This is a genomic window from Acinetobacter sp. 1294596 (assembly GCF_000582925.1).
GTDB lineage: Bacteria > Pseudomonadota > Gammaproteobacteria > Pseudomonadales > Moraxellaceae > Acinetobacter > Acinetobacter radioresistens.
Window position 1 is genome coordinate 1 of sequence record NZ_JFCC01000013.1, and the last position, 25,584, is coordinate 25,584.

The 25,584-nt window shown below is 41.1% G+C and carries 24 protein-coding genes and 1 pseudogene; 17 read left to right on the top strand and 8 right to left on the bottom strand.

The window, feature by feature from the left end:
* Both J502_RS06825 and J502_RS06830 read right to left on the bottom strand, forming a co-directional pair.
* On the bottom strand, window positions 1-325 hold a 325-nt coding region (locus J502_RS06825; protein WP_034683543.1), incomplete at its 3' end, for a helix-turn-helix domain-containing protein.
* A 70-nt stretch (window positions 326-395) separates the two neighbouring features.
* Window positions 396-881, bottom strand: coding sequence for an Lrp/AsnC family transcriptional regulator (locus J502_RS06830; protein ID WP_005014761.1), 486 nt, complete (start codon window positions 879-881; stop codon window positions 396-398).
* A 452-nt stretch (window positions 882-1,333) separates the two neighbouring features.
* Here J502_RS06830 and J502_RS06835 point away from each other — a divergent pair, with 452 nt between their 5' ends.
* Genes J502_RS06835 through J502_RS06850 form a run of 4 tightly spaced genes read left to right on the top strand, consistent with a single transcriptional unit; the run spans window position 1,334 to window position 4,948 of the window.
* Window positions 1,334-2,287, top strand: a complete 954-nt coding sequence (locus tag J502_RS06835) for an ABC transporter permease (RefSeq protein WP_005014758.1) — start codon at window positions 1,334-1,336, stop codon at window positions 2,285-2,287.
* Window positions 2,280-3,242 carry an iron chelate uptake ABC transporter family permease subunit gene (locus J502_RS06840; protein ID WP_005014756.1) on the top strand — a complete coding sequence of 321 codons (963 nt, stop codon included), beginning with the start codon at window positions 2,280-2,282 and terminating at the stop codon, window positions 3,240-3,242. Before J502_RS06835 ends, J502_RS06840 begins: the two co-directional genes overlap by 8 nt.
* Window positions 3,227-3,991 carry an iron ABC transporter ATP-binding protein gene (locus J502_RS06845; protein WP_005014752.1) on the top strand — a complete coding sequence of 255 codons (765 nt, stop codon included), beginning with the start codon at window positions 3,227-3,229 and terminating at the stop codon, window positions 3,989-3,991. Before J502_RS06840 ends, J502_RS06845 begins: the two co-directional genes overlap by 16 nt.
* Window positions 3,992-4,000: 9 nt before the next feature.
* Window positions 4,001-4,948, top strand: coding sequence for a siderophore ABC transporter substrate-binding protein (locus J502_RS06850; protein ID WP_005014751.1), 948 nt, complete (start codon window positions 4,001-4,003; stop codon window positions 4,946-4,948).
* 300 nt (window positions 4,949-5,248) lie between these two features.
* On the opposite strand, the gene J502_RS06855 is transcribed toward J502_RS06850, so the two are convergent.
* The gene (locus J502_RS06855; RefSeq protein WP_034683545.1) at window positions 5,249-6,457 is read right to left on the bottom strand and encodes an MFS transporter; all 1,209 of its coding nucleotides are present in this window, start codon (window positions 6,455-6,457) and stop codon (window positions 5,249-5,251) included.
* Window positions 6,458-6,809: 352 nt separating this feature from the next.
* On the opposite strand from J502_RS06855, the gene gltS reads away from it, so the two are divergent.
* Together gltS and J502_RS06865 are read left to right on the top strand one after the other, a co-directional pair.
* The gene (gene gltS / locus J502_RS06860; RefSeq protein ID WP_005014746.1) at window positions 6,810-8,036 is read left to right on the top strand and encodes a sodium/glutamate symporter; all 1,227 of its coding nucleotides are present in this window, start codon (window positions 6,810-6,812) and stop codon (window positions 8,034-8,036) included.
* 713 nt (window positions 8,037-8,749) lie between these two features.
* A complete protein-coding gene (locus tag J502_RS06865; protein WP_005014745.1) occupies window positions 8,750-9,667 on the top strand; it encodes a LysR family transcriptional regulator in 918 nt (305 codons plus the stop codon).
* Between the two features lie 13 nt (window positions 9,668-9,680).
* Here the strand turns inward: J502_RS06865 and J502_RS06870 are convergent, their stop codons facing one another.
* Window positions 9,681-10,136 (bottom strand): DUF441 domain-containing protein, encoded by a 456-nt coding sequence (locus J502_RS06870; protein WP_081403948.1) that lies wholly within the window; start codon window positions 10,134-10,136, stop codon window positions 9,681-9,683.
* Between the two features lie 387 nt (window positions 10,137-10,523).
* On the opposite strand from J502_RS06870, the gene J502_RS06875 reads away from it, so the two are divergent.
* Window positions 10,524-11,231, top strand: coding sequence for a pseudouridine synthase (locus J502_RS06875; RefSeq protein ID WP_005014742.1), 708 nt, complete (start codon window positions 10,524-10,526; stop codon window positions 11,229-11,231).
* A gap of 61 nt (window positions 11,232-11,292) precedes the next feature.
* Here J502_RS06875 and J502_RS06880 read toward each other — a convergent pair whose 3' ends face one another.
* Entirely contained in the window at window positions 11,293-11,607 is a 315-nt protein-coding gene (locus J502_RS06880; protein WP_005014739.1) for a type II toxin-antitoxin system RelB/DinJ family antitoxin, read from the bottom strand.
* 108 nt (window positions 11,608-11,715) lie between these two features.
* Window positions 11,716-12,627: a pseudouridine synthase gene (locus J502_RS06885; protein ID WP_005014738.1), complete on the bottom strand. Its 912-nt coding sequence runs from the start codon at window positions 12,625-12,627 to the stop codon at window positions 11,716-11,718.
* A gap of 145 nt (window positions 12,628-12,772) precedes the next feature.
* On the opposite strand from J502_RS06885, the pseudogene tsaE reads away from it, so the two are divergent.
* The 4 genes and pseudogenes from tsaE to hfq all read left to right on the top strand — a co-directional run bounded on the left by tsaE (window position 12,773) and on the right by hfq (window position 16,793).
* Window positions 12,773-13,248 (top strand): annotated as a pseudogene (gene tsaE / locus J502_RS06890) (tRNA (adenosine(37)-N6)-threonylcarbamoyltransferase complex ATPase subunit type 1 TsaE).
* Window positions 13,238-15,202 carry a DNA mismatch repair endonuclease MutL gene (gene mutL, locus J502_RS06895; RefSeq protein WP_005014736.1) on the top strand — a complete coding sequence of 655 codons (1,965 nt, stop codon included), beginning with the start codon at window positions 13,238-13,240 and terminating at the stop codon, window positions 15,200-15,202. The pseudogene tsaE and the gene mutL overlap by 11 nt, the downstream one beginning before the upstream one ends.
* A gap of 6 nt (window positions 15,203-15,208) precedes the next feature.
* Entirely contained in the window at window positions 15,209-16,153 is a 945-nt protein-coding gene (miaA, locus tag J502_RS06900; RefSeq protein ID WP_005014735.1) for a tRNA (adenosine(37)-N6)-dimethylallyltransferase MiaA, read from the top strand.
* Between the two features lie 91 nt (window positions 16,154-16,244).
* The gene (hfq, locus tag J502_RS06905; RefSeq protein WP_034672301.1) at window positions 16,245-16,793 is read left to right on the top strand and encodes an RNA chaperone Hfq; all 549 of its coding nucleotides are present in this window, start codon (window positions 16,245-16,247) and stop codon (window positions 16,791-16,793) included.
* Window positions 16,794-16,917: 124 nt separating this feature from the next.
* Here hfq and J502_RS06910 read toward each other — a convergent pair whose 3' ends face one another.
* The gene (locus J502_RS06910) at window positions 16,918-18,228 is read right to left on the bottom strand and encodes a peptidylprolyl isomerase (protein ID WP_034683549.1); all 1,311 of its coding nucleotides are present in this window, start codon (window positions 18,226-18,228) and stop codon (window positions 16,918-16,920) included.
* A complete protein-coding gene (locus J502_RS06915; RefSeq protein WP_034683550.1) occupies window positions 18,228-20,669 on the bottom strand; it encodes an LPS-assembly protein LptD in 2,442 nt (813 codons plus the stop codon). Before J502_RS06915 ends, J502_RS06910 begins: the two co-directional genes overlap by 1 nt.
* A 120-nt stretch (window positions 20,670-20,789) precedes the next feature.
* Here J502_RS06915 and J502_RS06920 point away from each other — a divergent pair, with 120 nt between their 5' ends.
* From J502_RS06920 to J502_RS06945, 6 genes are all read left to right on the top strand, one after another.
* Entirely contained in the window at window positions 20,790-21,803 is a 1,014-nt protein-coding gene (locus J502_RS06920; protein WP_034683553.1) for an aminoglycoside phosphotransferase family protein, read from the top strand.
* Complete coding sequence (murU, locus tag J502_RS06925) at window positions 21,803-22,507, top strand: N-acetylmuramate alpha-1-phosphate uridylyltransferase MurU (protein ID WP_034683554.1); 705 nt, start codon at window positions 21,803-21,805, stop codon at window positions 22,505-22,507. Before J502_RS06920 ends, murU begins: the two co-directional genes overlap by 1 nt.
* Window positions 22,508-22,577: 70 nt before the next feature.
* Window positions 22,578-23,210 carry a 16S rRNA (guanine(527)-N(7))-methyltransferase RsmG gene (rsmG, locus tag J502_RS06930; protein WP_034683557.1) on the top strand — a complete coding sequence of 211 codons (633 nt, stop codon included), beginning with the start codon at window positions 22,578-22,580 and terminating at the stop codon, window positions 23,208-23,210.
* Window positions 23,211-23,234: 24 nt separating this feature from the next.
* The gene (locus J502_RS06935) at window positions 23,235-24,017 is read left to right on the top strand and encodes a ParA family protein (RefSeq protein ID WP_034683560.1); all 783 of its coding nucleotides are present in this window, start codon (window positions 23,235-23,237) and stop codon (window positions 24,015-24,017) included.
* Entirely contained in the window at window positions 24,014-24,901 is an 888-nt protein-coding gene (locus J502_RS06940; RefSeq protein WP_005014719.1) for a ParB/RepB/Spo0J family partition protein, read from the top strand. Before J502_RS06935 ends, J502_RS06940 begins: the two co-directional genes overlap by 4 nt.
* A gap of 44 nt (window positions 24,902-24,945) precedes the next feature.
* Entirely contained in the window at window positions 24,946-25,578 is a 633-nt protein-coding gene (locus J502_RS06945) for a MotA/TolQ/ExbB proton channel family protein (RefSeq protein ID WP_034683561.1), read from the top strand.
* The last annotated feature ends 6 nt before the right edge of the window (window positions 25,579-25,584 follow it).

Sequence of the window (25,584 nt, forward strand, 5' to 3'; positions counted from 1 at the left end):
CAGGAAATGTCTTTAAACGCTTTGCTATTTGCTGAGGAGACCATAAACAACGGATCGCTTCAACAATAAATTTCCAGAGGATTGAATCGATTTTGAGTTTTCTGTGACCACGTCTACGTCTAGCGAAGGTGTTATCAGAAGCATATCGAGCTTGATAAACGTCATTGATGCTATTTCTTTTAAGCTCACGATAGATCGTACTAGGATGTCTTTTAATGAGTTCAGCAAATTTTCTGGCTGAAAAGCCTTCTTTTCTTGACTCAAGCATTAATGCAGTATGATCTTCAAAGTTAAGATGATGGTATGACAATTTTATATACTCCATAAACCCTTTAAATTAATTAGGTGGTTTATGTCGCACTTCAAGTTTTACTCTGCCCTTTTTAGCCTTTAATTTATTCAATCATGAGTAAATCTGCATTATTTGCCAGTTTTAGAGGACGTAAAGCAAAAATTGAACGGGTATGACGAACCCCCTTCATAGAATATAAATTTTTACGCAAGAAACGCTCATAGTGTTCCGAGTTTTTAACTGCTACTTTGACCAGATAATCATAATCGCCAGTTACCAGATGTGCTTCAACGACTTCAGGCATATTCGCTAAGGCCTCACTAAACTGGTCCAGAATTTCATCATCATGCCGTTCAAGTGTAATTTCGATAAAGAACAGCTCATTAATACCAATGGCTTTAGGATTAATATTGGCAGTATAGCCTTCAATAATTTTTAAAGATTCAAGGCGTTTAAGCCGAGTCCAGCAAGGTGAAGAAGAAAGTCCAACTTGTTCAGCTAGCTGAGCGATAGTTAAACGGCCGTCCTGTCTTAAAGCCGATAAAATTTTTCGGTCTATTTTATCTAATGTGTAATCTGTACTGGTCAAAATTCAAACTATAGAAAATTATTCTGTTAATACTCAATATACTTCATTTTTGTACTGCATATAAGCAAAAGTAATAGGAAATTCGGGAGATATTTTGTAAAATTTAACGATACACTATTGTCATAAAATCAGAGTCAATTGGGTAAAGGCTTTGATTAAACTTATAGCTCTTTTAAATAAGGGTGATTTAAAAGGGCTATGAGTTTCTCTAACTAATTTTATAGAATTAAAAACTTAAAATATAATTTAATAAAATTAATAATTACAAACTTAAACAAAACTGTCTTCGAGTTTAAATTAATTTAAGTTTTTGATAATAATAATAATTTTTTATATAAGTAGTATATTCTTAAAATTTAAAATATAAATAATAAAGATAATTATTATCATTTGTGATATTTTCTTAGTTACTCCGCTCTTTTTGCTTTAACTTCGCATGTTATTTCCCTGCCATGATTAAACGTCGTTACCTGTTTCTTTTGCTTGTTCCTCTTGCTGTTATTTCGTTATTTACAGGTGTGGGAGAAATGAATATTGCCGGATTGCTAGCAGGAAATATTCATGAATGGCAATTATTCTGGACCAGCCGTTTGCCACGCTTAATGGCCATTTTAGTTGCAGGTGCAGGGCTGAGTGTTTGTGGGCTGATTATGCAGTCGCTCAGCCGGAACCGTTTTGTTTCCCCAACTACAGCCGGTCTTTATGATTGTGCCCGGTTAGGTGTTCTCATCTCGATTATCCTGCTGCCAGCCGCTTCTATCTTTATTAAAACCGGTTTTGCAATTTTAGTTACATTGATCGGTGCATTGATTTTTATGAGCATTCTAGCCACACTCAAGCATCGGGATACCGTTTTTGTTCCTCTGGTTGGTATGATCTTTGGCAGTATCATTTCTGCATTTACGACTTTTATCGCTTTGCAAATGGACTTGCTACAAAATCTGGCGGGGTGGTTACAGGGAGACTTTTCAACCATTCTAAATGGTCAATATGAGCTGATCTATTTAAGTGTACCCATTTTAATAGTGAGTTATTTTCTGGCCAACCGCTTTGTCCTGGCAGGTATCGGGGAAGACTTTGCAACTAATTTAGGTCTCAATTATAAACAGACCTTATTTTTAGGACTAATTCTGGTATCTGTCATTACTGGTGTAGTCATCGTCACAGTTGGAGCTATCCCATTCTTAGGTTTGATTGTTCCCAATATTGTAAGTCTGTATCTCGGAGATAACATCCGCAAGACTTTATCGCATACTGCAATTTTAGGGGCTTTACTGGTACTGGTCTGTGATCTGTTTGGACGTATAGTTATTTACCCGTACGAAGTTTCAGTAAGCCTGATTATGGGTGTACTGGGCAGTGTGCTTTTCTTGTGGCTCTTGCTACGGAGGTACCGTTATGCATAACCGTACCAAACTGATGGTTTTGAGCATTGCTGTAATCATTATGGTTACCTTGTATCTCGGCTGGAATCTGGGCACAGGCTGGCAGTTTGCTGTGAAGCTCCGTTTAAAGACAATCATGGCAATTATTGTTGCTGGCATAGCGGTTGGGGTATCTACTTTAGTGTTTCATACTATTGTAAATAACCGCGTAGTGACTCCTCAGGCATTAGGTTTAGACAAGCTATATGAGCTGTCTAAAACCATAATCATTTATTTCTTTGGTGCAAGTACCTTACTGTCAATAAATTTTGTGACTGACTACCTGATTAGCCTGCTATTAATGGTCAGTTTTGCGCTCTTGCTTTACCGTTTTATTTTTCAGAAAGTCGCGCAACAGAATATCTACTTTCTACTTTTGGTTGGCCTGATCTGTTCAACATTGTTTGACAATATGATCACCTTTTTTCAGGTATTGCTCGATCCGGATGAGTTCCAGATAGCTGCTTATGCCGGTTTTGCCAGTTTTAACATAGTGAAAATGGAAACCGTAGGGTTAGCTGTACTCACTATTTTACCAATTTTACTTTATAGCTTTAAACACCATCACCGGCTGAACGTTATGGCACTGGGCCGTGACCATGCTCTTAATCTGGGGCTAGATTACGATAAAACCAGCCGTATTTTGCTGATTTTGGTAGTTCTGGCGCTGGCCTCAGCAACTGCGCTGGCTGGACCTATGATGTTTCTGGGACTGTTGGTACTCAATATTACCTTAGAACTTTTTAAAACCCATCAGCATTATATTCTGCTGCCTGGCATCATTCTGGTCAGTATCCTGTCTCTGGTTATTGGGCAGTTTATTGTCCTGCATGTGTTGAATTTTAAAACGACGCTGAGTGTCATTATTAATTTTGTCGGTGGAATTTATTTCTTCTGGATTTTGTTGAAGGAAAATAAAAAATGGCAATTGAGCTGAAAACTTTAAGCAAAAGCTATCACGGGCAGAGGGTGGTAAATGATGTGTCGCTTACTATTGCCAAAGGACAGTTCACTGCTTTTATCGGGCCAAATGGGGCAGGCAAAAGTACTTTGCTATCAATGATTAGCCGTTTGACTCAGGTTGATACCGGCGACATTCTGCTCGATAGCCAGAATATACAGCAAATGAAAAGTACCGAGATTGCTAAAAAGCTGGCAATTCTTAAACAGTCCAATCATACGGAATTACGTTTAAGTATTGAAGATTTAGTGGCTTTTGGCCGTTTTCCCTATTCACAGGGCCGCTTAAAAGCTGAAGACCAAAAGATTATTGATCAGGCAATCGCCTACATGGAACTAGAACCGTTACGGCATAAACAGCTGAGTGAACTTTCAGGTGGTCAGCGCCAGCGAGCTTATATCTCTATGGTTCTGGCACAGGATACAGATTATATCCTGCTGGATGAACCTTTAAACAATCTTGACATGAAGCACTCTGCACAAATTATGCGGGTACTGAAAGACTTGGCGGTGAATCATGGCAAGTCAATTGTTGTGGTAATACACGATATTAATTTTGCCTCGGTCTATGCCGACCAGATTATTGCCATGAAAGATGGACAGTTACTTTATCAGGGCACACCAGAACAGATTATGCAGGAAAATGTACTACAGCATATTTTTGATTTTGCCATTCCAATTCAGCAAGTTCAGCAACACAAACTTGGTCTGTACTTTATTAGCTAGGAGATAGATATGTTTTTTAACAAGAAGGTACTCGCCATTGCCTTGGCCGCTGTGGTTACTGCATGCAGCAATTCCAATATACCTTCTGAAGGTACAACACAAGCGCAGAGTGCAGATACCTTAAGTTTTAGCAGCAAGGCAGGTAATATTGATGTACCGGCTAATCTTTCAAAAATTGCAGTATTGGATACCAATGCATTAAATACCATTCATGAACTAGGAGCAGATGAGAAGGTGGTAGCTTTACCTAAAGGTACACCTTTACCAGCAGTATTAAACAAGTTTAATGACCAAAAATATGCAGATGTCGGTACAGTAAAAGAACCGAACCTGGAACGAATTGCAGCCAGCCAGCCACAACTGATCCTGATGAGTGGCCGAATGGAAAATCTGGTTGATCAGATCAAACAGATTGCACCTACCTATTTTGTTGATATTGACTATAAAGACCAATTTAACTCTTTTAAACAGCAAACGCTGAATATTGCTCAAATGGTAGGTAAAACAGCGGAGGCTGAAAAGGAACTGGCCGAGCTGGAACAGGATATTGCTGAAATTAAACAAAAGACTAAAGGCAAGACTGCTCTGATCGTGCTGGTAAATAATAATAAAATTGCTGCCTATGGCCCGGGTTCACGTTTTGGTAATATCCATGATCTGTACGGTTTCACTCCAGCTGATCCATCTATTAAAGTAGGGTTACATGGCATGGCAATTTCACATGAATTCATTGCACAGAAAAATCCGGATTATCTATTCGTGATTGACCGCGGCGCAGCTATTACCGACAAAAAGGATGGTGCAAAACATATTCTGGACAATAATATTGTGAACCAGACCAAAGCTGCTAAAAATGGACACATTGTATATCTGGACTCAAGCAACTGGTATTTAATGAATGGCGGACTGGGCGGTATGAAAGATATGCTGAAAGAAGTCGAAACTGCCTTAAAATAAGCTGTCTAAATTTAAAGCAAGAGTGCCAGTCAAGTCATCTTCACAAGTTATTTTTAAAAGTTAAGTGATAAAAAAGCCCCGCAGTGCGGGGCTTAGTCGTATATAGATCGTGCTATATACTGTATGAGGCTCATCTCAAACTGCCTGCATTAAAACATAATTTAAGTTAGCTAGCGAGAATTTTCAGCTAAAAATTAATTTGATATCATTGCAAAATAACTTTTGAATTAAAAGGGACAGCTGCATACAAGCTCTGTCTTATAGAGGCGAAAAATTGACCGCTATTTAAGCAGGTCATTTTTAACTGGTCTCTAAGAGTTTTTGTTTCTTTTCAACAGCGAAAGCAAACAATAAAATAATTAAACCGCCAAGACTGAGCACGAATCCAACCCAGACAGGTGCTAGCCAGCCCATACCATGACTCAGTACCCAGCCTCCTAAAAAGGCGCCCAAAGCATTTGCCAGATTAAAAGCAGAATGGTTCAGGGATGCCGCAACGGCTTGTGCTTCACCAGCAACGTCCATCAGACGGGTTTGTAAAGTTCCACCTAAGCCCATAACAGTCAGGCCGATGAGAAATAGAGCTAGAAACGCAGTATATAGATCAGAAAGCATAAAACTGGCTAACACGAAAGCTAAAGCTGAACTAACCAGAATACCAACAATAGTTTTATTTAAATACCGGTCTGCCAGCCAGCCTGCAACCAGACCGCCAATGACCATTCCTGCTCCCCAGATTGCTAATGCTACAGGCACCACTTTAATATTTGCGCCAGTATACTCAGTCAGAATGGGCGAAACATAACTATAAACCGAGAACATCCCCCCGAAACCGATTGCACCGACGCCTAGTGTCAACCACATCTGAACATTTTTAAGTCCGGCCAGTTCTGTCTTAATACTCGCTGTAGCCTGAACCTGAATTTTTGGAATATAGAGTATGACCACTGCTACAGTTAAAAAAGCAATCAAGGCAGAGAATTCAAAACCGGTGCGCCAGCCAAACTGCTGACCTAGCCAGGTTGCCAAGGGTACGCCAACCACTGTTGCCAGAGTAAGCCCTAACATCATTTGTGCAACTGCCGAAGCACGACGCGAAGGACCGGCCAGCTCTGCTGCGACCAGAGCACCCACACCAAAATAAGCCCCATGCGGTAAACCAGCAATAAAACGTGACAGCATGACAGTTTCAGTACTATGCGCTAAAGCAGTCAATCCATTCGCTATCCCATAAAATAGCATTAAACCTATTAATAATATTTTACGTGGCATCCGGGCGCCTAAAATCGCGATTACCGGCGCACCAATGGTTACGCCTAACGCATAAGCACTAATAAAATACCCGGCAGCTGGAACAGAAATGTTGAGATCTGCTGCAATTTCCTGAATCAGGCCCATAGCAACAAACTCAGTCGTACCAATACAAAATCCGCCAAGTGCTAAAGCGAAAATGGCAAGAAAGAGCGAATAAGATTTTTTTTCGACAGGAGAGTCTTCTACTAGAGGCATAACTACTTAAAAAAATAACAAGAACGCGAATTATAAGGAAAAATAGGTAAAAAATATAAAAAAATAAAAAATCACTTCATATTTAGGTACTATTTTATCTATATATGAGAGTTTATTAATGAGTTTGATCAAGTCAGTAGGGAACTATTAAGTATTTAACGTATCTAACAGAAATATAAGCAAATTAGTTCGAGTTGGAGAAACATGCTAAACCAAATTTGATTTTTAATTAGTCAAAATAAAACTCTATAAAAACTTAAACTAAACAAGCTGATACATAAAGAACTTTCAACTAGTCGCATACTGAGGCTAGAACTTACGAAATAAATGATAAAGAAAATCAGGAAACCAGATGAATTATCAAATCGATGCTTTTGGAACCTTGGTATTAGCTGTACTGGTCTTGTTATTGGGCCGGTTTTTGATTCAAAGAATTAATTTCTTGAGACAGTATAATATTCCTGAACCAGTAGTAGGCGGGTTGATTGCTGCGCTTATTGCTTACCTGCTCCATAATTTTCTTAATATGAGTGTAAATTTTGACAGTAATGTACAGAATATTTTTATGCTCATGTTTTTCTCGTCAATCGGTTTGAGCGCGAGTTTAGTCAAACTGAAGAAGGGCGGCGGGGCCTTGCTGGTATTTCTGGTTTGTGTAGCTTTCTACGTACTTGTACAAAATGCAATTGGTATGAGTCTGGCAACTTTATTAGGACTTGACCCACTCATCGGCTTGATTGCTGGATCAATTACTTTAACAGGGGGTCATGGAACAGCAGGTGCCTGGGGAGAGATTCTGGAAACCGAGTATGGCATTCAGGGAGCGATTGTGCTCGGTATGGCCAGTGCGACATTTGGACTTATTATTGGGGGAGTGATGGGTGGTCCGGTCGCTAAATTTTTAATCCGGCGCCATCAACTGGCAGAAGAAATTCCCTATAACCAGCGTGATGATGAAACACCTCCTGGGCTTGAAACAGATGTTGCGCCGTTCGAGTATCCACGTAAAACCCGATTGATTACTGCCAGTAATGCAGTGACTACGCTTGGTATGTTTGCCTTCTGTATTTATGCTGCTAACTGGATGACTGATATCAGTGCAGGACAATGGTTTGAACTGCCTACTTTTGTTTGGGCGCTGGCCACAGGAGTATTGCTGCGTAATATTCTGGAAAATGTTTTTAAAGTAAATATTTTTGATCGGGCTATTGATGTATTTGGCAATGCTTCATTATCTGTTTTTCTGGCAATTGCTTTGTTATCACTTCAACTCTGGTTACTGGCAGATCTGGCAGGTGCCCTGGTTGTAATACTCATTGCGCAAACAGCAGGGCTTGCCTTATTTACTATTTTTGTGACTTACCGCTTTATGGGTAAAAATTATGATGCTGCGGTTTTAAGTGCGGGGCATTGTGGTTTCGGTATGGGGGCTACACCTACAGCGATTGCCAATATTCAGGCAGTCACCAATACTTATGGCCCATCACACAAGGCTTTTCTAGTAGTACCATTATGTGGAGCATTTTTTGTTGATATTATTAATGCAGTGGTAATTCAGGGCATATTATCTTTCTTCTAATTTTCATTTAAAAAATAGACCTAATTTAAAGGTCTATTTTTTATATTCAGTATAGGCAGGCTATAAATTTAAACCCAAAAGCATATAGCAACTGACAGGCCAGTTGATATCAAATCTCTTTTAATAATTTATAGGTTTTTATATGCATTTAACTGATATTTAAAGATTATAGGGTTGGCATTAAACTATTATGATCGGCTCGCTTTAAGGGGAGAAATTATTATTTATCTTTATAAAATAAGCTATTAACCTAGGTAAATTAGTAGATTTCAATATAATGGGAAGAGCGAGGGAAAGTTAAATATTCTATCTTATTTAATTTTTTAACTGCTTGAAAATATAAAGAATAAAATTAAGTGTAATACTGCCTGAATTAAAAAACCCTCATAAAAAACAAAATTGCCAATTGTAAACAGGCTAAAGCTGGCATGAATCTGATTTTTCTGCTTGTTATCTTCAACCGGCTGAGTTTTTTCCAGAAACCTGTTCTGGCCAGTTTTTCCTTGTCCATAGTCTTTTTCTGCAAATTAATATTCATATTTTACCTTGGTACCCGAGTAGTCAAGAATATTGGTTTAATAAAATATTCATCCTGATTTTTATGAGTAAAATTAACTTATTTAAGAATAATAAAGAAAAATTATGATTGAGTAAAACTAATTAAATTCATGGTATATTGAATTTAATTCATTTAAATATTTTAAGTTTAATTTATGCTTGAGATTCGTCATTTAAAAACTTTACTGGCTTTACGTGAACATGGTTCGCTGGTGGCTGCTGCTAATGATTTATGCCTTACGCCGTCAGCAATTTCTCATCAGTTAAAGGAACTGGATCACTGGTATGGAACTGAAGTAGTAAATCGCCGAAGCCGCCCTGTAACTTTTTCTAATGTTGGACAACGCCTGTTACGACTGGCAGATGATGTTCTGCCACAGATACAACTTGCACAAAGTGATATAACCCGTATTGTTCATGGACAAACTGGGCGTATTATATTTTCTTCAGAATGTCATAGCTGTTTCGACTGGCTAATGCCACTTCTCAACCAGTATCGTCATCAGTACCCAGATGTAGATCTGGATTTTGCTTCCGGGTTTGAAGCTAACCCTCATGATCTTTTGCAAACTGCCGAGTTTGATCTGTTAATTACAGCTGATCCGATTGCTTTAAAAGGGGTGGAATATTTTCCAATTTTTGAGTACGAGTCTCGTCTTGTGCTTGCCAGTACCCATCCACTGGCCCGTGTTGAGCAAATTACGATACAGCAGCTGGCTGAGGAAACCTTAATTACTTATCCGGTCGATAAACACCGGCTAGATATTATGGCAAAACTGTTTATTCCTGCCAATATTCAGCCCAAACACATCCGTACTACCGATTTGACCCAGATGCTGATTCAGCTGGTTGCCAGCGGACGCGGTATAGCAGCTTTACCAGACTGGGTGGTCAATGAATATGAACAGAAAGGCTGGGTCATCAGCCGTCGTCTGGAATGTGCGGGAGAGAAAGGCCTGAGACGGACTTTATATGCGGGTTATCGTACTGAAGAGAAGGAAAAGGACTATTTTGCAGGCTTTTTAAAACAGCTGCAGAAATTCTCTCATCAGCGTACACATTACTATATGTAAGTTAACCTCATGTTTAAGATGTACCAATAATAATAGATAACAGGCCTGCTGCAATTAGTGGGCCGACCGGTACGCCACGTAATACCGCTACACCGGCAACTGTTCCAATTAACAGACCAGCCACGACATCTGGCTGGTTAGACATCAGTTTTACACCGCGTCCACCGAGCCACGCTACCAGTAACCCGATTCCAATTGCCAGTAATGATTTCAAACTTAGAAAAGATTTTAAAATACTTTCGACTGGAATTTTACCGCTGGCGATCGGCGTAAGCACACCAATAGTTAAAATAATAATGCCAATATTTAAACCATGTTGCTGAAGATAGGGGAAAAACTGCTCTAGTGGCGTCATTTTGAAAACAATCAGTATCCCGGCTGCAATAGTGACAGCAGTATTATGACTAAAAATACCACAAGCTAACAAAACCAAAAGAACCATCAGGTTTACATCAAGTTGGGACATCATAAGCAAGTCAAACGTTGGGAGAAACGGACTGCCATTGTACTCTCTTTCCTTAAAGGTGCTAGGGCAGGTTAATGCTTGAGAAACGCAAGTAACTAAGACAGATCGCTAATATCAACTATGCTGTGTTTAACTAAATACTTTAAAAGGCTATAAATATTTTAAAAATAGAGGAAGCTCTGCCTGAATTTCAATATGTTCAATAAAAAATTTTAACTTATATGCTTCACTTTCTAATAGTTACGATCTGCTACTTTTCATATTGTTTAAGATCAAAAAAGAAAATAATAAATTACTTATTTTATTTACCACAAGAGAGCAGATAACAATCATCAGCGCATTCTTGGTGGAACTTAGTTAAAATAAACCGATTATTTTGGAGAATATCTCATGTTGCTGGAAAAAATATTGCAATCTCAAGGCTTTGGTTCACGTAAATATTGCCAGCAACTGATTAAAAGTGGAGCAATTAGTATAAATCACGAAATTTGTGCAGATACTAAAGCAAAATTTGACCTGAAAAATTTTACTTTTGAGGTACATGGTGAAGAGTTTGAATATCGGGAAAAAGTATATATCGCATTAAATAAGCCACAAGGTTATGAATGTTCTCATCAGGCCCAATACCATTTTAGTGTATTTGATTTATTTGATCCTGCGCTTCTTAATCGTGGAATCCAGTGTGTAGGCCGGCTCGATCAGGATACAACCGGGTTGCTGTTGTTGACAGATGATGGTCAATTTCTACAGGCTCTGACACATCCACGTAAACATGTGGCAAAAGTATATGATTTGATAACGGTCGACCCTATTACGCCAGAACAGATCCGATTGCTGGAACAGGGCGTAGAGCTTCGTAATGATGGTATATTTAAAGCAAGCAATATAAAGCAAACTAGTTCTCATCAGTTGAGTCTGGCGATTCATCAAGGTGTCTACCATCAGGTAAAACGTATGCTAGCTGCGGTAGGTAATAAAGTCGAAAAATTGCACCGTAGTAAAATCGGAGAACTTGAATTACCTATGCTTGCCGAAGGAGAATGGACTTATCTGGACCAGACAGAGATTGAACTAGCAAAGTCGCGTATGGTGCCATAGTAAAGTCTATCAAAAAGCTGAATCTAGGTTTTATGTATATAGGCTTGGCATGAAAAATCAATCAGACTTTGTCACTTTCCCCTAAAAGAGCATTGAGCTCTTCAAATAAGTCAGCATCATTCTCATCATCTGGTTGATAGGCTGGAGAAAGGGGAGCAGTTGCGTGCTCACTTTTCATCTTACGCAATTTGGTCAGCTGTTCCATATTAATACTGGGATTTTCAATTGCGAAAGGAATAGATTTGGTCAGTACGACTTGCTTGAAAAAAAGGCGGACTGCCTGTGCTGGTGTAATTCCCAATTGCTTAAAAACTGCAAAAGCCTGTTTTTTTTCTTGTGAGTCAAGTCGGACTTGATAAACTTCCGTTTTCCGCATGAATAATAACCAAGTTAGGAGAAAGAATTTTAGCTGTATTTTAACGCTACAAAATGTATTTTCAACGCTTTATATCAAGTAAATAATTTTTTTGTCATTACAGGTAAATTACAATAGCAGTTCAAATCCTGACTGATAGGTTTTTTTAACTAAATCTACAGGATCAATAAATGTTATTTCTTTAGCTAGTAGCTGCAAGGGCGCTGTAAAATCGTTATCTGATTTGTGCTGAACGATAGGATAAAAACTGTCATTTTGAATAGGTATTCCCAGATGATTTAGATGAACCCGTAACTGATGTTGTTTGCCTGTGCGTGGCTTCAACTGATATTTTGCCCAGTGAGCTCGAACGTCTAAAAGATCAATCAATGTTTCTGTATTAGGCTCTCCCTCCACTATCTGCATAGTATAAAAAGGTTCACCTTTGTCGAGACGCAGTTTTAGGTTTATCGGGAAATTAAGGTCGGGCTTAAAAGGCGCCACGGCATGGTAAGTCTTTTCTACCTTACGTTCAGCAAAGAGCTTCTGATATAAACCACGTGTTTCAGGACGTTTTGAAAAAAGTACTACACCTGCAGTTTCACGGTCGAGTCGATGAATAGGGGTAAGAGTCTCTATTCCGGTCTGTTTTTTCAAACGAACCAATAATGTTTCCTGTACGTACTGCCCGGTTGGGCTCATCGTAAGGAAATGCGGTTTATCGACCACCAAAAATTCATCTGTTTCATGCAAGATGTGATGCTCAAATGGCACAGGTGTTTCCTTGGGAAGAAAACGATAGTAATAAATATGCTGATTTCCCTCATAAATACTATCAACCCTTAGTTTCTGCCCATGTGTCGTATAAACCAGCCCGTCCTCGAAACGCTGCATCCATTCATTCGCATTAATATGCGGAAACTGCTGGGTTAAATGTTCATAGATGGTATTTGCCTGAGATTTTAGTGGCAGAAATACTTTACTGGCGCTAACACCATCGATCATGGGAGGTATAAAAACTGTACTAAAAGGTTTATTCATGAGAGCAATAATATATAGACAATAAGAACTGATCTTTATAAAGACCGGTCAAGATTAAAATTAATGAATATAGTATAGGGCAGCATAGGCTTTAAGGCGGGGCAATGCTATCATAATTGCAAGATTGGAACATGATGTGAGCCTTATGCAGTATACTTTTAGCCTGACTTTAAATAGTGAAGATGATACACAAAAGCTGGCTCAGGTATTGGCTCAGCATTTTAATTCAGGTGTTGTATATCTGGTCGGAGATTTGGGTGCCGGCAAGACAACACTCAGCCGTTATTTTTTGACAGCATTGGGCCATCAGGGTGCTGTAAAAAGTCCTACCTATACTTTGGTCGAGCCTTATACGATACAAGGTCGTGATGTTTTTCATTTTGATTTATATCGTCTGCATGACCCTATGAGCTGGAACTGATGGGGATCCATGATTATCTGGAAATTCCGAATGCGCTGTTTTTATTTGAATGGCCTTCCAAAGGTGGAAGTGAAATTCCGCAAGCTGACCTCATTATTGATATTTTAAAATCAGACGATGACCTGCAACGTCAGGTAAGTATTTCAACTGAATCGGCTGAGCTGTTTAATAAATTACGGGAAAAAATGAATGTCGCATGATGAAAGCGGTTTGCGCCGTATTCATACGCTTGATGCTGCTCTTGCAAACCAGATTGCTGCAGGTGAGGTAATTGAGCGGCCTGCTTCTGTGGTTAAGGAGTTACTGGAAAACTCGATTGATGCTGGTGCTACCGAGCTGATTATCCGGGTCGCCCAAGGTGGCAGTACTCTAATTGAAATTATTGACAACGGACGTGGAATACATCCTGAAGATCTTGCACTGGCAGTGATGCGACATGCAACCAGTAAAATCCAGTCTGCTGAAGACTTATATGCAATAGCCAGCTTGGGGTTTCGGGGTGAAGCCTTGGCTTCAATTGCTGCGGTATCACGCTTGAGTTTATGCAGTAGTCAAGATGACTCAGGTATTGGCTATCAGGTTGAAGTTAATGGTACTGCTTTTGATCACCAGGAGATTCAGGCAGTCGCAGCACAAAAAGGGACGCACATTCGTGTACAGGACTTGTTTTTTAATGTGCCTGCCCGTCGGAAGTTTTTGAAAAAACCGACCACCGAGTTCGGGCATATTGAGGAAATCGTCCGTCGCATGGCGCTTACGCATTTTGATGTGCGTTTCGTTCTTGAACATAATGACAGTATCCGTTTAAACCTGCCAATTGCTGATAGTGGAGAGCTGCGCTCTCAACGTGTCCAGCAGTTGCTGGGTCGCTCATTTACTGAAAATGCTTATTGGATTGATGCGCAAAGTATTAACATGCATCTTTCGGGTTGGCTTGGTCATCCATCTGATGCGCGTCCTCAGGCAGACTTGCAGTATGTCTATGTAAACGGAAGAATTGTAAAAGATAAAACCATCTCACATGCATTACGTATGGCATATGATGGTATTTTGCATGGCCATCAGCATGCAGGATACTTATTGTTTCTGGAAGTCGACCCAGAAAATGTCGACGTGAATGTTCATCCTACAAAACATGAAATCCGTTTTCTAAATCAACGTGAAGTTCACGAATTTGTGCGGCACTATGCAAAAGAAACCTTATCACAGTTCCAAACTGCAACTGCTGACCTTGCCCAAGCAATGAAAGCTGAATCAGTTATACATACCACGACTGGTTCTTATAACCCACAGCCGCGTCACCAGGAACAGTTTCAGTTACATCGTCCGACACAGCCCGAGGCTTCAGCTCTGGGCATAGCAGCTCCCCAAACTGAAATATCTACCGAATTACTGACCGAATTTAAGGCGAGTGCACCGCGTACTGTACAATATGCACCCCAGCGGCCTTATGCCGGCTCTCAGCAGTTAAATAACGCCTTAAAGAGTTATCTGTCACCATTAAGGGAAGAGAGTACTCAAGCGCCTGTTATTCCGGCTGCATCGGTAGTATCGGATCATGTAGATGAATTTCCATTGGGAATTGCAATTGCTCAACTGCATGGTATTTATATTTTGGCACAAAATACTGAAGGTTTAATTATTGTTGATATGCATGCAGCCCATGAGCGGATTTTGTTACAGCAAATGAAATCTGCCTGGGATCAATCTGAATTCTGGATAGCACAGCAATTACTCATTCCTAAAGTTGTTTCAATTACGCGTATGCAGGCAGCACGTATTGAAGAGTTGAAACCACAACTGGAACGTTTGGGGCTGGATATAGACCAGTATGGAGATGAGCAGGTGATAGTAAGAGGTGTTCCTGCTATTTTACAAAAAGCCGACTTCAATACATTAATACCTGAACTTTTAAATGATCTTGACCCAAGTGATGAAGCGCGCGGTCTTACGCAAAAACGTGACCAGATTCTGGCTGGTATGGCGTGCCATGGAGCAGTACGTGCACATCGGCAACTTAGTCTCTCTGAAATGAATGCATTGCTTCGTCAAATGGAACAAACTGAATTTGCCAGCCAGTGTAATCATGGCCGTCCAACTTGGCGTGCGTTTCCTTTAACTCAATTAGATAAATTATTTGCTCGAGGAGAGTAGTTGTACATGTCTAGCGTACTACCCGTCATCAATTTAATGGGCCCAACGGCAAGCGGTAAGACGGCGCTGGCATGTGAGCTGTATGAACAGGGCGGATTTGAACTGATATCTGTTGACTCGGCACTAATTTATAAAGATATGGATATTGGTACAGCCAAACCTACCAAGGAAGAGCAGGCTCTTTATCCGCATCATCTGATCGATATTATTAGCCCACTAGAAGTATATTCAGCTGCACAGTTTGTGGAAGACATCTGTCCGCTCATTGATGATATACACGCCAGAGAAAAAACACCTATACTGGTAGGTGGAACTATGCTCTACTTTAAAGCTTTACTTGAAGGTCTTTCAACTAATCTACCAAATGCAGATCAGGCTATCCGTAAAACTATTGAGCAAAAGGCTGAATACGAAGGCTGGGAAGCAGTCTATGCTGAACTATGTGAAGTAGATCCTTTAGCAGGACAAAAATTTAGAGTAAGTGATAGACAGCGTATAACTCGTGCACTGGAAGTTTTTTATATCACTGGCCAGCCTATTACAAAACTACAGGCCGAACAGCCAAAAAATTTACCATATCGTTACACATTTTATAATCATGCCCTACTACCTAATCGATTAGAATTGCATGAGCGCATTGAGAAAAGATTAAAAAAAATGTGGGAAATCGGATTTTTAAATGAAGTAGAGATATTGATTAAAAAATACGATTTAAATGAAAACTTGCCTTCAATGCGTAGTGTAGGATACCGCCAAGTAATCGATTTTCTATTAAAAAGTGATAAAACTATTAAAAGTAAACATGAAATGGAGGATAAGACCTTATTTGCAACACGACAACTGGCAAAACGTCAATACACTTGGTTACGCTCTTTGCAAGAATTACACCAATTTAAAACTTACGAGACGCTTAAGCAGGCTCAACAAGACTTGCGAAACTGTTATAGATAAAGCAAAATTTAACTACTGTCTTTTTTATAATTTTTAATTGAAAAATAAAGATAGTTTTTTGCGCTGATTTTAATTTTTTTGGAGTTATAAAATGTCTAAAGGTCAAACTTTACAAGATCCGTTCTTGAATTCTCTCCGTAAAGAACGTATTCCTGTTTCTATCTTCCTTGTTAACGGTATTAAGCTACAAGGTCATATTGAATCTTTTGACCAGTATGTTGTTTTATTGAAGAATACTGTAAGCCAGATGGTTTATAAGCATGCGATTTCTACAGTAGTTCCAGCGCGTAATCCTCGTCCTGCAGGTGCACCTGCAGGGGCTCAAGGAGCTGGCGGCTTTGGTGGCGGTCAAGGCAGTGGCTTTGGCGGCGGTCAAGGTGGTGGCTTTGGTGGCGGTCAGGGCGGTGGCTTTGGCGGCGGTCAAGGCGGCGGCTTTGGTGGACAAGGGGGCTTTGGTGGACAAGGCGGTGGCTTTGGTGGACAAGGCGGCTTTGGTGGAGGCCATCAAGGTGGCTTTGGCGGCGCTCAAGGTGGCTTTGGTGGCGGTCAAGGCGGTTTTGGCGGCGGCCAATCGACTTCAGGCTTCGATAATGACTCGAAATTTGAAGATAGCCAAGATGACGATACCAATAATCGTTAATTTATAAGTAATAAAAAAAGCTCCTTAAAAAAGGAGCTTTTTTTATTAATCAAACATTGACTTAAAACTTTTAAGTTTAGTTATTAAAAAAGACACTGTTACCAGTGTCTTTTTTTCAGCTTAACTAGGAGTTACTGTCCAGATTAGGTTGTTTGATTTCAACATAAGCATTGGCACGCAGTTCACGTAGCCAGCTATCAAGCTCGGTTTCAAACTGCCGCTCCCCCATAATTTGGCGAGCCATACGTTCTTGGTATTCTTCTGTCATATCCTGCTGACGAGTATCTGTCACCTGTAAAATATGCCATCCAAACTGGGTCTGGAAAGGAGCACTCACCTGGCCGACAGGAGTGCTTTTCATTTTTTCTTCAAACTCAGGCACCATTACACCAGGGCTTACCCAGCCCAAACTACCACCGTCACGTGCTGATCCAGTATCTGTTGAAAAAGTAGAAGCTAATACTGTGAAATCCTCACCAGCTTTAAGACGATTATAAATATTATCAATCATGTGTTTAGCATTTTCTGGACTGACCACTTCAGATGGCTGAATCAAAATATGACGGGTCTGATACTGAGGGACTAATGCTTTTTGTTCACTTGTCTTACGTTCTAACACTTTTAGAACATGCACACCATCACGTGCCGGAATCAGCTCGGTAGTTTGGCCGACAGGTAAGGCACTTACGCGAGCTGCAAGTTCGGCAGGTATGTCTGCTAGGCTGCGAAAGCCCATGTCTACACCTTCTACCTGAACTTTAGTATCTGAATATTGCTTACTGATAGCCTGAATATCATTACTTGTGTTTAAAGCATTTTTTACTTGCTGCGCAACACTTTCAACATTAGCAGTCTGTTTGTCTTTGGGAGTAATCCGGGCATGAATGACATGGACCTGACTACCCAGTGCCGCCTGACCTTGTGGAGATTTCAGGAAATTCTCTACATCTTGGTCGCTGATTTTGATGCGGGACATAACCTGTTGCTGGCGAAGACGATTAATTGCTAAATCTTCAGCAATACGGTTACGTAATGATTCATATGTTCCTGGAGCCATAGCATCAAGCTTTTGCTGAAAGGCTTCTAGGGTTTTTGTGCCGGACTGACTGGCAACCTTCATCACTGCTTCATTTAAACTCTTTTCATCAGGTTTAACGTTATAGCGTCGTACCTGTTCAAGCTGGGCCTGACGCAAAATCAGCTGGTCCAAAGCCTGTTTTTCCAGAAACGCCTGTGGAGGAACTTCACGTTTCTGGGTTTCCAGCTGATGTTTAAGTTCAGCTACGCCCTGTATCAAATCACTTTTTAGGATGACACCATTGTCCACAATCGCAACAACCTCATCTACAGGTTGTGCAAAGCTTTGCATTGATGAAGAAATGACTAAGGCAAGCGCAGTGGCTTTAAAGAATTGTTTAAAATACTTTGTCTTCATTAACGTTGTGTCCAAGATTGATTAATTTTACTAAAACCTAAAACGCGACTTTCAAGTAAAGAGGCCAGTTTATTATTTAGCCCCCCTAATCCCTTGAGGGTGAACTCGGCCATAACAGCGCGTTTCGGTTTAACACCCGGCTCATTGATGTCATCTAGATCATTATAATAAGAGCGGCCATATACTGACACGCCCCAACAGCAGGATTCATAATTTACACCGAGCAGATATTCACGTGCTACATCCTGATCAATGTCATATTGCACATGGCCCATAATACGCCAATTGTTATAAACAGGTTGTATAAACGATGCAACCACCTGGTCATAGCTGTCTTGGCGGTTTGGAATATCTTTGCGGTAAAAATAGCCAAGATTGTAAAGATTGCCCTGATTACCGGTGTAGTAAACCTGAAAATCTCGCTGCGAGTTTTCACCATTAGACATCCAGGCTGAATTGGCGCTAATTGTGAAATTCTGATTCAGCTGGCTACTCAGGCTGAGTACCGGCCCCGTACGTTTTTCTTGATCCAGCTCATCCTCATTATATAAAGTTACTCTGCGGTCTTCAAAGAAGTAGCTTTGTCCTACACTGGCACGCAGTCTTTCCAAACCTATCTGATCCATCAGGCTGTATGTTACACCCAGAGAAAGAAAATTATTGTCTTCTAAGCGGTCATGTCCGTAAAAGCGGTAAGGGTTGAACAACTGGTCATAACTGATAGAGGCTGTAGTCGTATCAAAGTTTGGATAATCATTCTGATCTTTATACGGCGCATAAGCATAGAAAAGGCGCGGAGAAATACTTTGCAGGAAAGTTCCTTCTTTCTCAAACAGTAGGCCGGTATCGAGTGTAAATTGCGGTACTGCTACACTTTTTGTCAGAGAATCTGCTTCAATACCACGGTCTTCACGAGAGTCGCGATCATAGAAAGTATTAATAGAGCGGAAAGATACTTCCGGAATTACAAAGGACCATGGATTGCGGTAGTTATAACGAACCGCAAATTGGTTATAGATACGGGTACCACTACTTTCCAGAACATCTGAATCATCATTAATTGATTTTTTAAAATAGCCGGTATCATTGTTGAATTCATACTGTAGGCCCTGAGGGTTTCCCCCGACGTAATTCAGCAGGAATTGAGGAAGTCGAGCGTACGGCCGGTCTTCATCCTTAATGTCTTTATCCAGTGTTTGAAAGTCTTCGACCTTAAGTTGAGCTTTCAAGCCTGGAATTTGGTTGCGATAGTTAATTACCCAGGCGCGGCGCTGGTTCAGATCGGTTTTGCTGTTTGGACTTGAATCCAGGTCGGCGAAATAGTCTTTATCAGAGACATAATTATATTCAAGATTGGTTGACCAATACGGGTTAATGACCCAGTCATGTAAAAAATGAAATTCTTTACGGTCTTCATCGTTATATTCTTTGTCAGAAGGAAGATAACCTCCCCAAACACGTCCCTCACCAAAGTTTTCAGTTAAATAGCGGAACTCTCCCTCAGCCATAGGGCCACGATCAGCAAGATAGCGTGGCGTAATGGTCGCATCATAATTTGGTGCAAGATTGAGATATACCGGAACAGAGAGCTCTAGTCCACCGTCATTTGAGAAACCGAACTGGGGGTTTAAAATACCAGTTGTACGCCGGTCATCAATTGGGAAATTGAAGTAGGGCACAGCCAGCACAGGTGTATTTTTTACATATAATTTTGTTCCGGTTGTTACCCCGCGCCCGGTCTCCTGATTAAGCTCGATCCGGTCAGCCTGCAGCCTCCAGGCTGGTGCTTCACCTGGCGGGCAGGTGGTATAACTGGCATTACTGAGTATTGCAACTGTAGGGGAGGTTCGTTCAATTTTCTCTGCATGACCATGAGCATGCTGTTGCTCTGCAATATAAAAACTATTGTTCAGGTCGCCCGTCTGTGTTTTGAGGTTATAGTTAATCTGGTCACTTTGTGCTAGCAGCCCACCTTGAGCCAGTTGTACCCGACCTTGTGCATTCGCATAGGTTTGTGTCTGGTCAAGAGTGACTTTGTCTGCACGAATGCTGCGCCCCTCTTGATCAATTACCACATTACCTTCAAGTGTCGAATCACTTTGCGGATTGTAATAGCCATAATCAGCAGTAATCACAGAGGTGACCTTGTCTGGATCAGGTGCGTTATTGTCCGGACTAACTGGTGTAATCCATGTGCCCTGACAAAATGCAGAACTTAAGGCCTGAGTATTTCTTAGTTGTGCCTCAGGTGCACTTTTGTCAACATAATATTGTTCAAAAAACTGTTGCCCTGGGTAAGCTTCATTAATGCTTTCTTTGAGCTGGTTATTGCTTACTGTTGAAAAGGGTTCTGACTGCTCTGCATAACTTGATATGGAGCTACCACATAAAAGGGTCAAAATAGCAGTCGCTAAAGGATTAAATTTAAACTTATGCTTCATTTGTCTCATTAACCAAGTATGCTTTTCGCAATTAATTATTGTGGCATCATAGAGAAAAAGTGCAGAACTAGCTACACTTAATCCTTTAAAAAACTCAGCCTGTTTTAGATTTTATTGCAAATGAATACACAACGTGAACAATTGATACAAACATGGATTACAACTGTACTGAACTCGGATGAGTTTGAGCTTAATTTTTTAGCAGGTGATGCCAGCTTTCGCCGCTATGCACGTATAAAATATCAGAATAAAAGTTATATGCTCATGGATGCGCCGCCAGAAAAAGAAGACTGTGCTCCATTTGTTCATATAGATGAATTTTTTGCTGCTCATGGAGTGCGGGTGCCGCAGATTATTGCAAAAAATCTGGAACAGGGATTTTTACTGCTGGAAGATTTTGGTGATGTACTGCTTTCTACCCTGCTAAATGAAGAGACTGTAGATCAATATTATTTGCAGAGTTTCAAGCAACTGGTACAGCTGCAATCAATTGACGGAAAAGGCCAGTTTCCGCTTTATTCTCAGGAGAAATTACTGTCTGAAATGCAGTTGCTGACAGACTGGATGCTGCCTGCCTTAAGTATTGTACCCTCTCCGCAAGAACAGAAAATTATTGATCAGACATTTAAATTTTTATCTGAAGCTGCTTTAAGTCAGCCACAGGTGATCGTACATCGTGATTTTCATAGCCGTAACTTAATGAAACTTGAAGATGGGCAAGAGCTAGGGATTATCGACTTTCAGGATGCGGTAATTGGTGCAGATACTTATGACCTTATCTCCATTACCCGTGATGCTTATGTACAGTGGCAACCAGAGCGTGTATATCAATGGTTCAAGACATTTTATGAGCTTTTGCCGGCCAGTACAAAACTGAACCGTACCTTTGAAGACTTTAAGCGTGATGCTGACCTCATGGCCATTCAACGGCACATTAAAATACTAGGTATTTTTGTGCGTCTGTTTGAGCGTGATGGTAAGGCGGGTTACTTAAAAGATCTCCCGCGTGTGATGTGGTATCTGTTAGAAGAAAGTCAGGGCTATACTGAACTTGAAGCGTTTGTGGAATTTATACGTCAGCGTGTGATGCCTGCTTTTACCCAAAAATACGGAATATATGAGGTGGCTGCCTGATGAAAGCAATGATTCTGGCAGCGGGTCTGGGTAACCGGATGCGGCCACTCACACTGACCACGCCCAAGCCTTTACTGGAAGTTGGTGGAAAGCCACTTATAGTCTGGCATCTTGAAAAATTACAGCGTATCGGTGTTCGTGATATTGTCATCAATACGGCATGGCTAGGCGAAAAGCTCGTTGATGCTCTAGGTGACGGTTCAGCCTTTGGAGTCAATATCCTCTGGTCACATGAGGGTGAAGGACTGGAAACGGCTGGTGGAATTATCAATGCTTTACCTCTGCTGGATCATGAGCCGTTTATTCTGGTCAATGGTGATGTCTGGACTACGATGGATTTTGCACCTTTGCTGCAGACTGAGTTAACTGGACATCTTGCACATTTGGTACTGGTTGACAATCCGCCTCAGCATCCTCAGGGTGATTTTATATTATCTCAGGGGCATGCCTATACCTTTGCACAGGCGAAATCTGGTGAGGCACTGACTTATAGTGGTATTGCTGTTCTTTCGCCAGAGCTGTTTGTTGGGCTGGAACCTGGTAAGCGTCCACTTGCCCCGCTATTAAAAGAAGCTATGCAACAGCAACAGGTGAGTGCTGAAAAAATGCAAGGAATCTGGGTTGATGTGGGTACACCAGAGCGTTTGAATGCTCTAGATCAGCAAATTCAGCAGGGCTTGTATGACCAAATGCATAATCACTAGTCATTAGATACTGTGTCATGAACTAGAAATCGGTATACTTCACTTAATTTTTCTGAGATGTTGCTTGTTTATGCATCCGTTTTTCCAAGAGTTAAAACAGGGCAGTCAGGCCTTGGGGCTAAGCTTGAATGATGAGACTTTAGGTCTGTTGCTGCAGTATCAGGATGCACTGGTACTCTGGAATAAAGCCTATAATCTGACAGCAATCCGTGACCCGAAAGAAATGCTGGTAAAACATCTACTGGACAGTTTAAGCATCTTGAAAGATCTGCCGTCTGGACGTCTGCTGGATATTGGTACCGGAGGTGGCATGCCAGGCATGATTATTGCCTTGTGTCAGCCAGAACGTGAATGTGTATTGCTAGATTCAAATGGCAAAAAAATCCGTTTTCTCAAACAGTTTATTGCTGACCTGAAACTAAAAAATGTGATTGCAGTGCAAACCCGTGTAGAAAATGAAGAAAGTATTCATGAGCTTGGCCAGTTTGATGTGATCACCAGCCGTGCATTTGCGTCACTGACAGATTTTGTGTTGGCTTCAGAACCTTATATGCATGGCGGAAGTGTGATTGCCTCTATGAAAGGGTTAGTTCCACATGAGGAAGTCGCTGCTCTTGCAGAAAACTTTTCTTGCCAGATTATTGAACTGCAAGTTCCACGTCTGGATGAACAGCGGCATCTGCTTTTATTAAAACGTATTTAAAAGATTTTTAGGATTGGGGTTAGCATGGCTCAGATTATTGCGATTGCAAACCAGAAAGGTGGCGTAGGAAAAACCACAACTGCCGTCAACTTGGCAGCTTCTCTTGCAGTATTAAAAAAACGTGTATTGCTGATAGACATGGATTCACAGGGCAATGCGACGATGGGCTCTGGTGTGCAGAAAAATGATCTGCTTTATTCAGTTACAGATGTACTGCTGGGTGAAGTATCCATTGAAACGGCAATTACCAAAGCAGAAGTAGGTTATAAAGTTCTTGGGGCCAATCGTGACCTTGCTGGGGTAGAGCTGGCGATCGCTGAACAGCCAGGCCGTGAATATATTTTGCGGGAAGCTTTAAAAGATATTGAAAAGTCTTATGATTATATCATTGTTGATTGTGCGCCTAGTCTGAGCTTGATCACCGTTAATGCGCTTGCTGCAGTGCAGGGTGTCGTCATTCCGATGCAGTGTGAATATTACGCGCTTGAGGGACTGGCAGATCTCACGCAGACAATTGACCGTATTCAGCAGGCGCTTAATCCTGACCTGCAAATTGTGGGTGTATTGCGTACCATGTATGATGCCCGAAATGCCCTGACCCGTGATGTTTCGGCTGAACTGGAACAGTATTTTGGCAAAAAACTCTACGAGACGGTTATTCCACGTAATGTTCGACTGGCTGAAGCACCAGCGCATGGTTTGCCTATCATTTATTTTGAGAAAAGTTCTAAAGGTGCAGTAGCTTATTTGAATCTTGCAGCCGAAATTCTTAAAAAGACCAAGCTAAAAAAAGGAAGTAATGCATGACCACCAAAAAGCGCGGATTGGCCAAAGGCCGTGGTTTAGATGCCTTACTAGGTTCGATTCAAAAAGAGAAGTTGCAGCTAGAAGCTCAATCACTGGATCATGGACAGCTTAAACAGATTGATGTGCATCTGCTTAAGCGGGGTGAATACCAGCCGCGCCGTTTTATTGAGGAAAAAGATCTGCAGGAACTGGCCGCTTCAATTGAGAAGCATGGGGTTATGCAGCCGATTGTTATACGCCCGGTTGATGATGAAAAGCGTCCCTATGAAATTATTGCAGGAGAACGCCGCTGGCGTGCAGCGCAGCTGGCGGGGCTGACTGAAGTACCAGCAATTGTTCGTGACTTAAATGACCAGGTAGCAATTGCGCTTGCCTTGATTGAAAATATTCAGCGCCAGGATCTGAATCCAATTGACCAAGCAATAGCATTACAGCGTTTTCATGATGAATTCGGTTTAAGCCATCAGGAAATAGCCGAAACAGTAGGCAAGGCCCGTACTACCGTAAGTAACCTGTTGCGTTTGCTGAGCCTGGCTGAGCCAGTAAAAGACTTTATGCAACAAGGTTTGCTGGATATGGGACATGCGCGTGCAATCCTGACCCTAAAATCTAAAGATCAGTTAAAAGCTGCTGATACCGTTATTGAAAAAAGTCTTTCAGTCCGTCAGACCGAGCAACTGGTGCGTGAGTGGAACACACCAAAACAGGAAAAAAATAAAACGTCAATGTCAGCTGATCTTGAGCAGCTCACCCAGCGGCTTTCTGAACGTTTCAGTGCAGATGTCAAAATTGATTACAACAAGCAAGGTAAAGGAAAACTGGTGATCCATTATCATTCGCTTGATGAGCTTGATGGTATCTTGAATATCTGTCTGGCCGATTAACAGTTTAAAAATATAAAAAGATAGTTTGATTTGGGGTATACAGCATGTGGGAACTTGTTAAAGCTGGCGGCTGGCTAATGCTGCCGCTCGTCGTATGTTCTATTTTTACCATAGCTATTACATTGGAGCGCTTTATCCGTTTAAAGCGCTCTCAAGTGATTCCTGTAGAGCTGATTTTACGTCATCTCCAAGATATTGCTCCAGTAATCGACAGGTTAAGCCATGCCCCAAACCTGCAGGCTAGCACTTTGGGGCAGATTCTGCTGGCAGGCTATGCGAGTCGGCAAGAAAGTGAGCAGTTTGCACGTGCCCAGATGGAAGCGAAAGCCTCTCAGGAAATTGGGTATTTGGAAAAGAATATTAATTTTTTGGGTACCTTGAGCGCAGTAGCCCCATTACTTGGGCTGCTGGGTACGGTGCTGGGTATTATTGAATCTTTTCTGGTGATTGATCTAGGTACGACCAGTAACCCGGGTCTTATGATACCGGGTATTTCTAAAGCCCTGATTACCACTGCTGCGGGTATGCTGATTGCTATTCCTGCATTATTCGCCTATCGATTCTTTCAAAGACTGGTACAGGAATATGTGGCTGAGCTTGAGCAGCAGTCAACATTATTTCATGCAGCATTGTTCTATAGTAGTACAGCTGGTTCAGAGCTGCGAAAAGTCGGCTAAATAGGT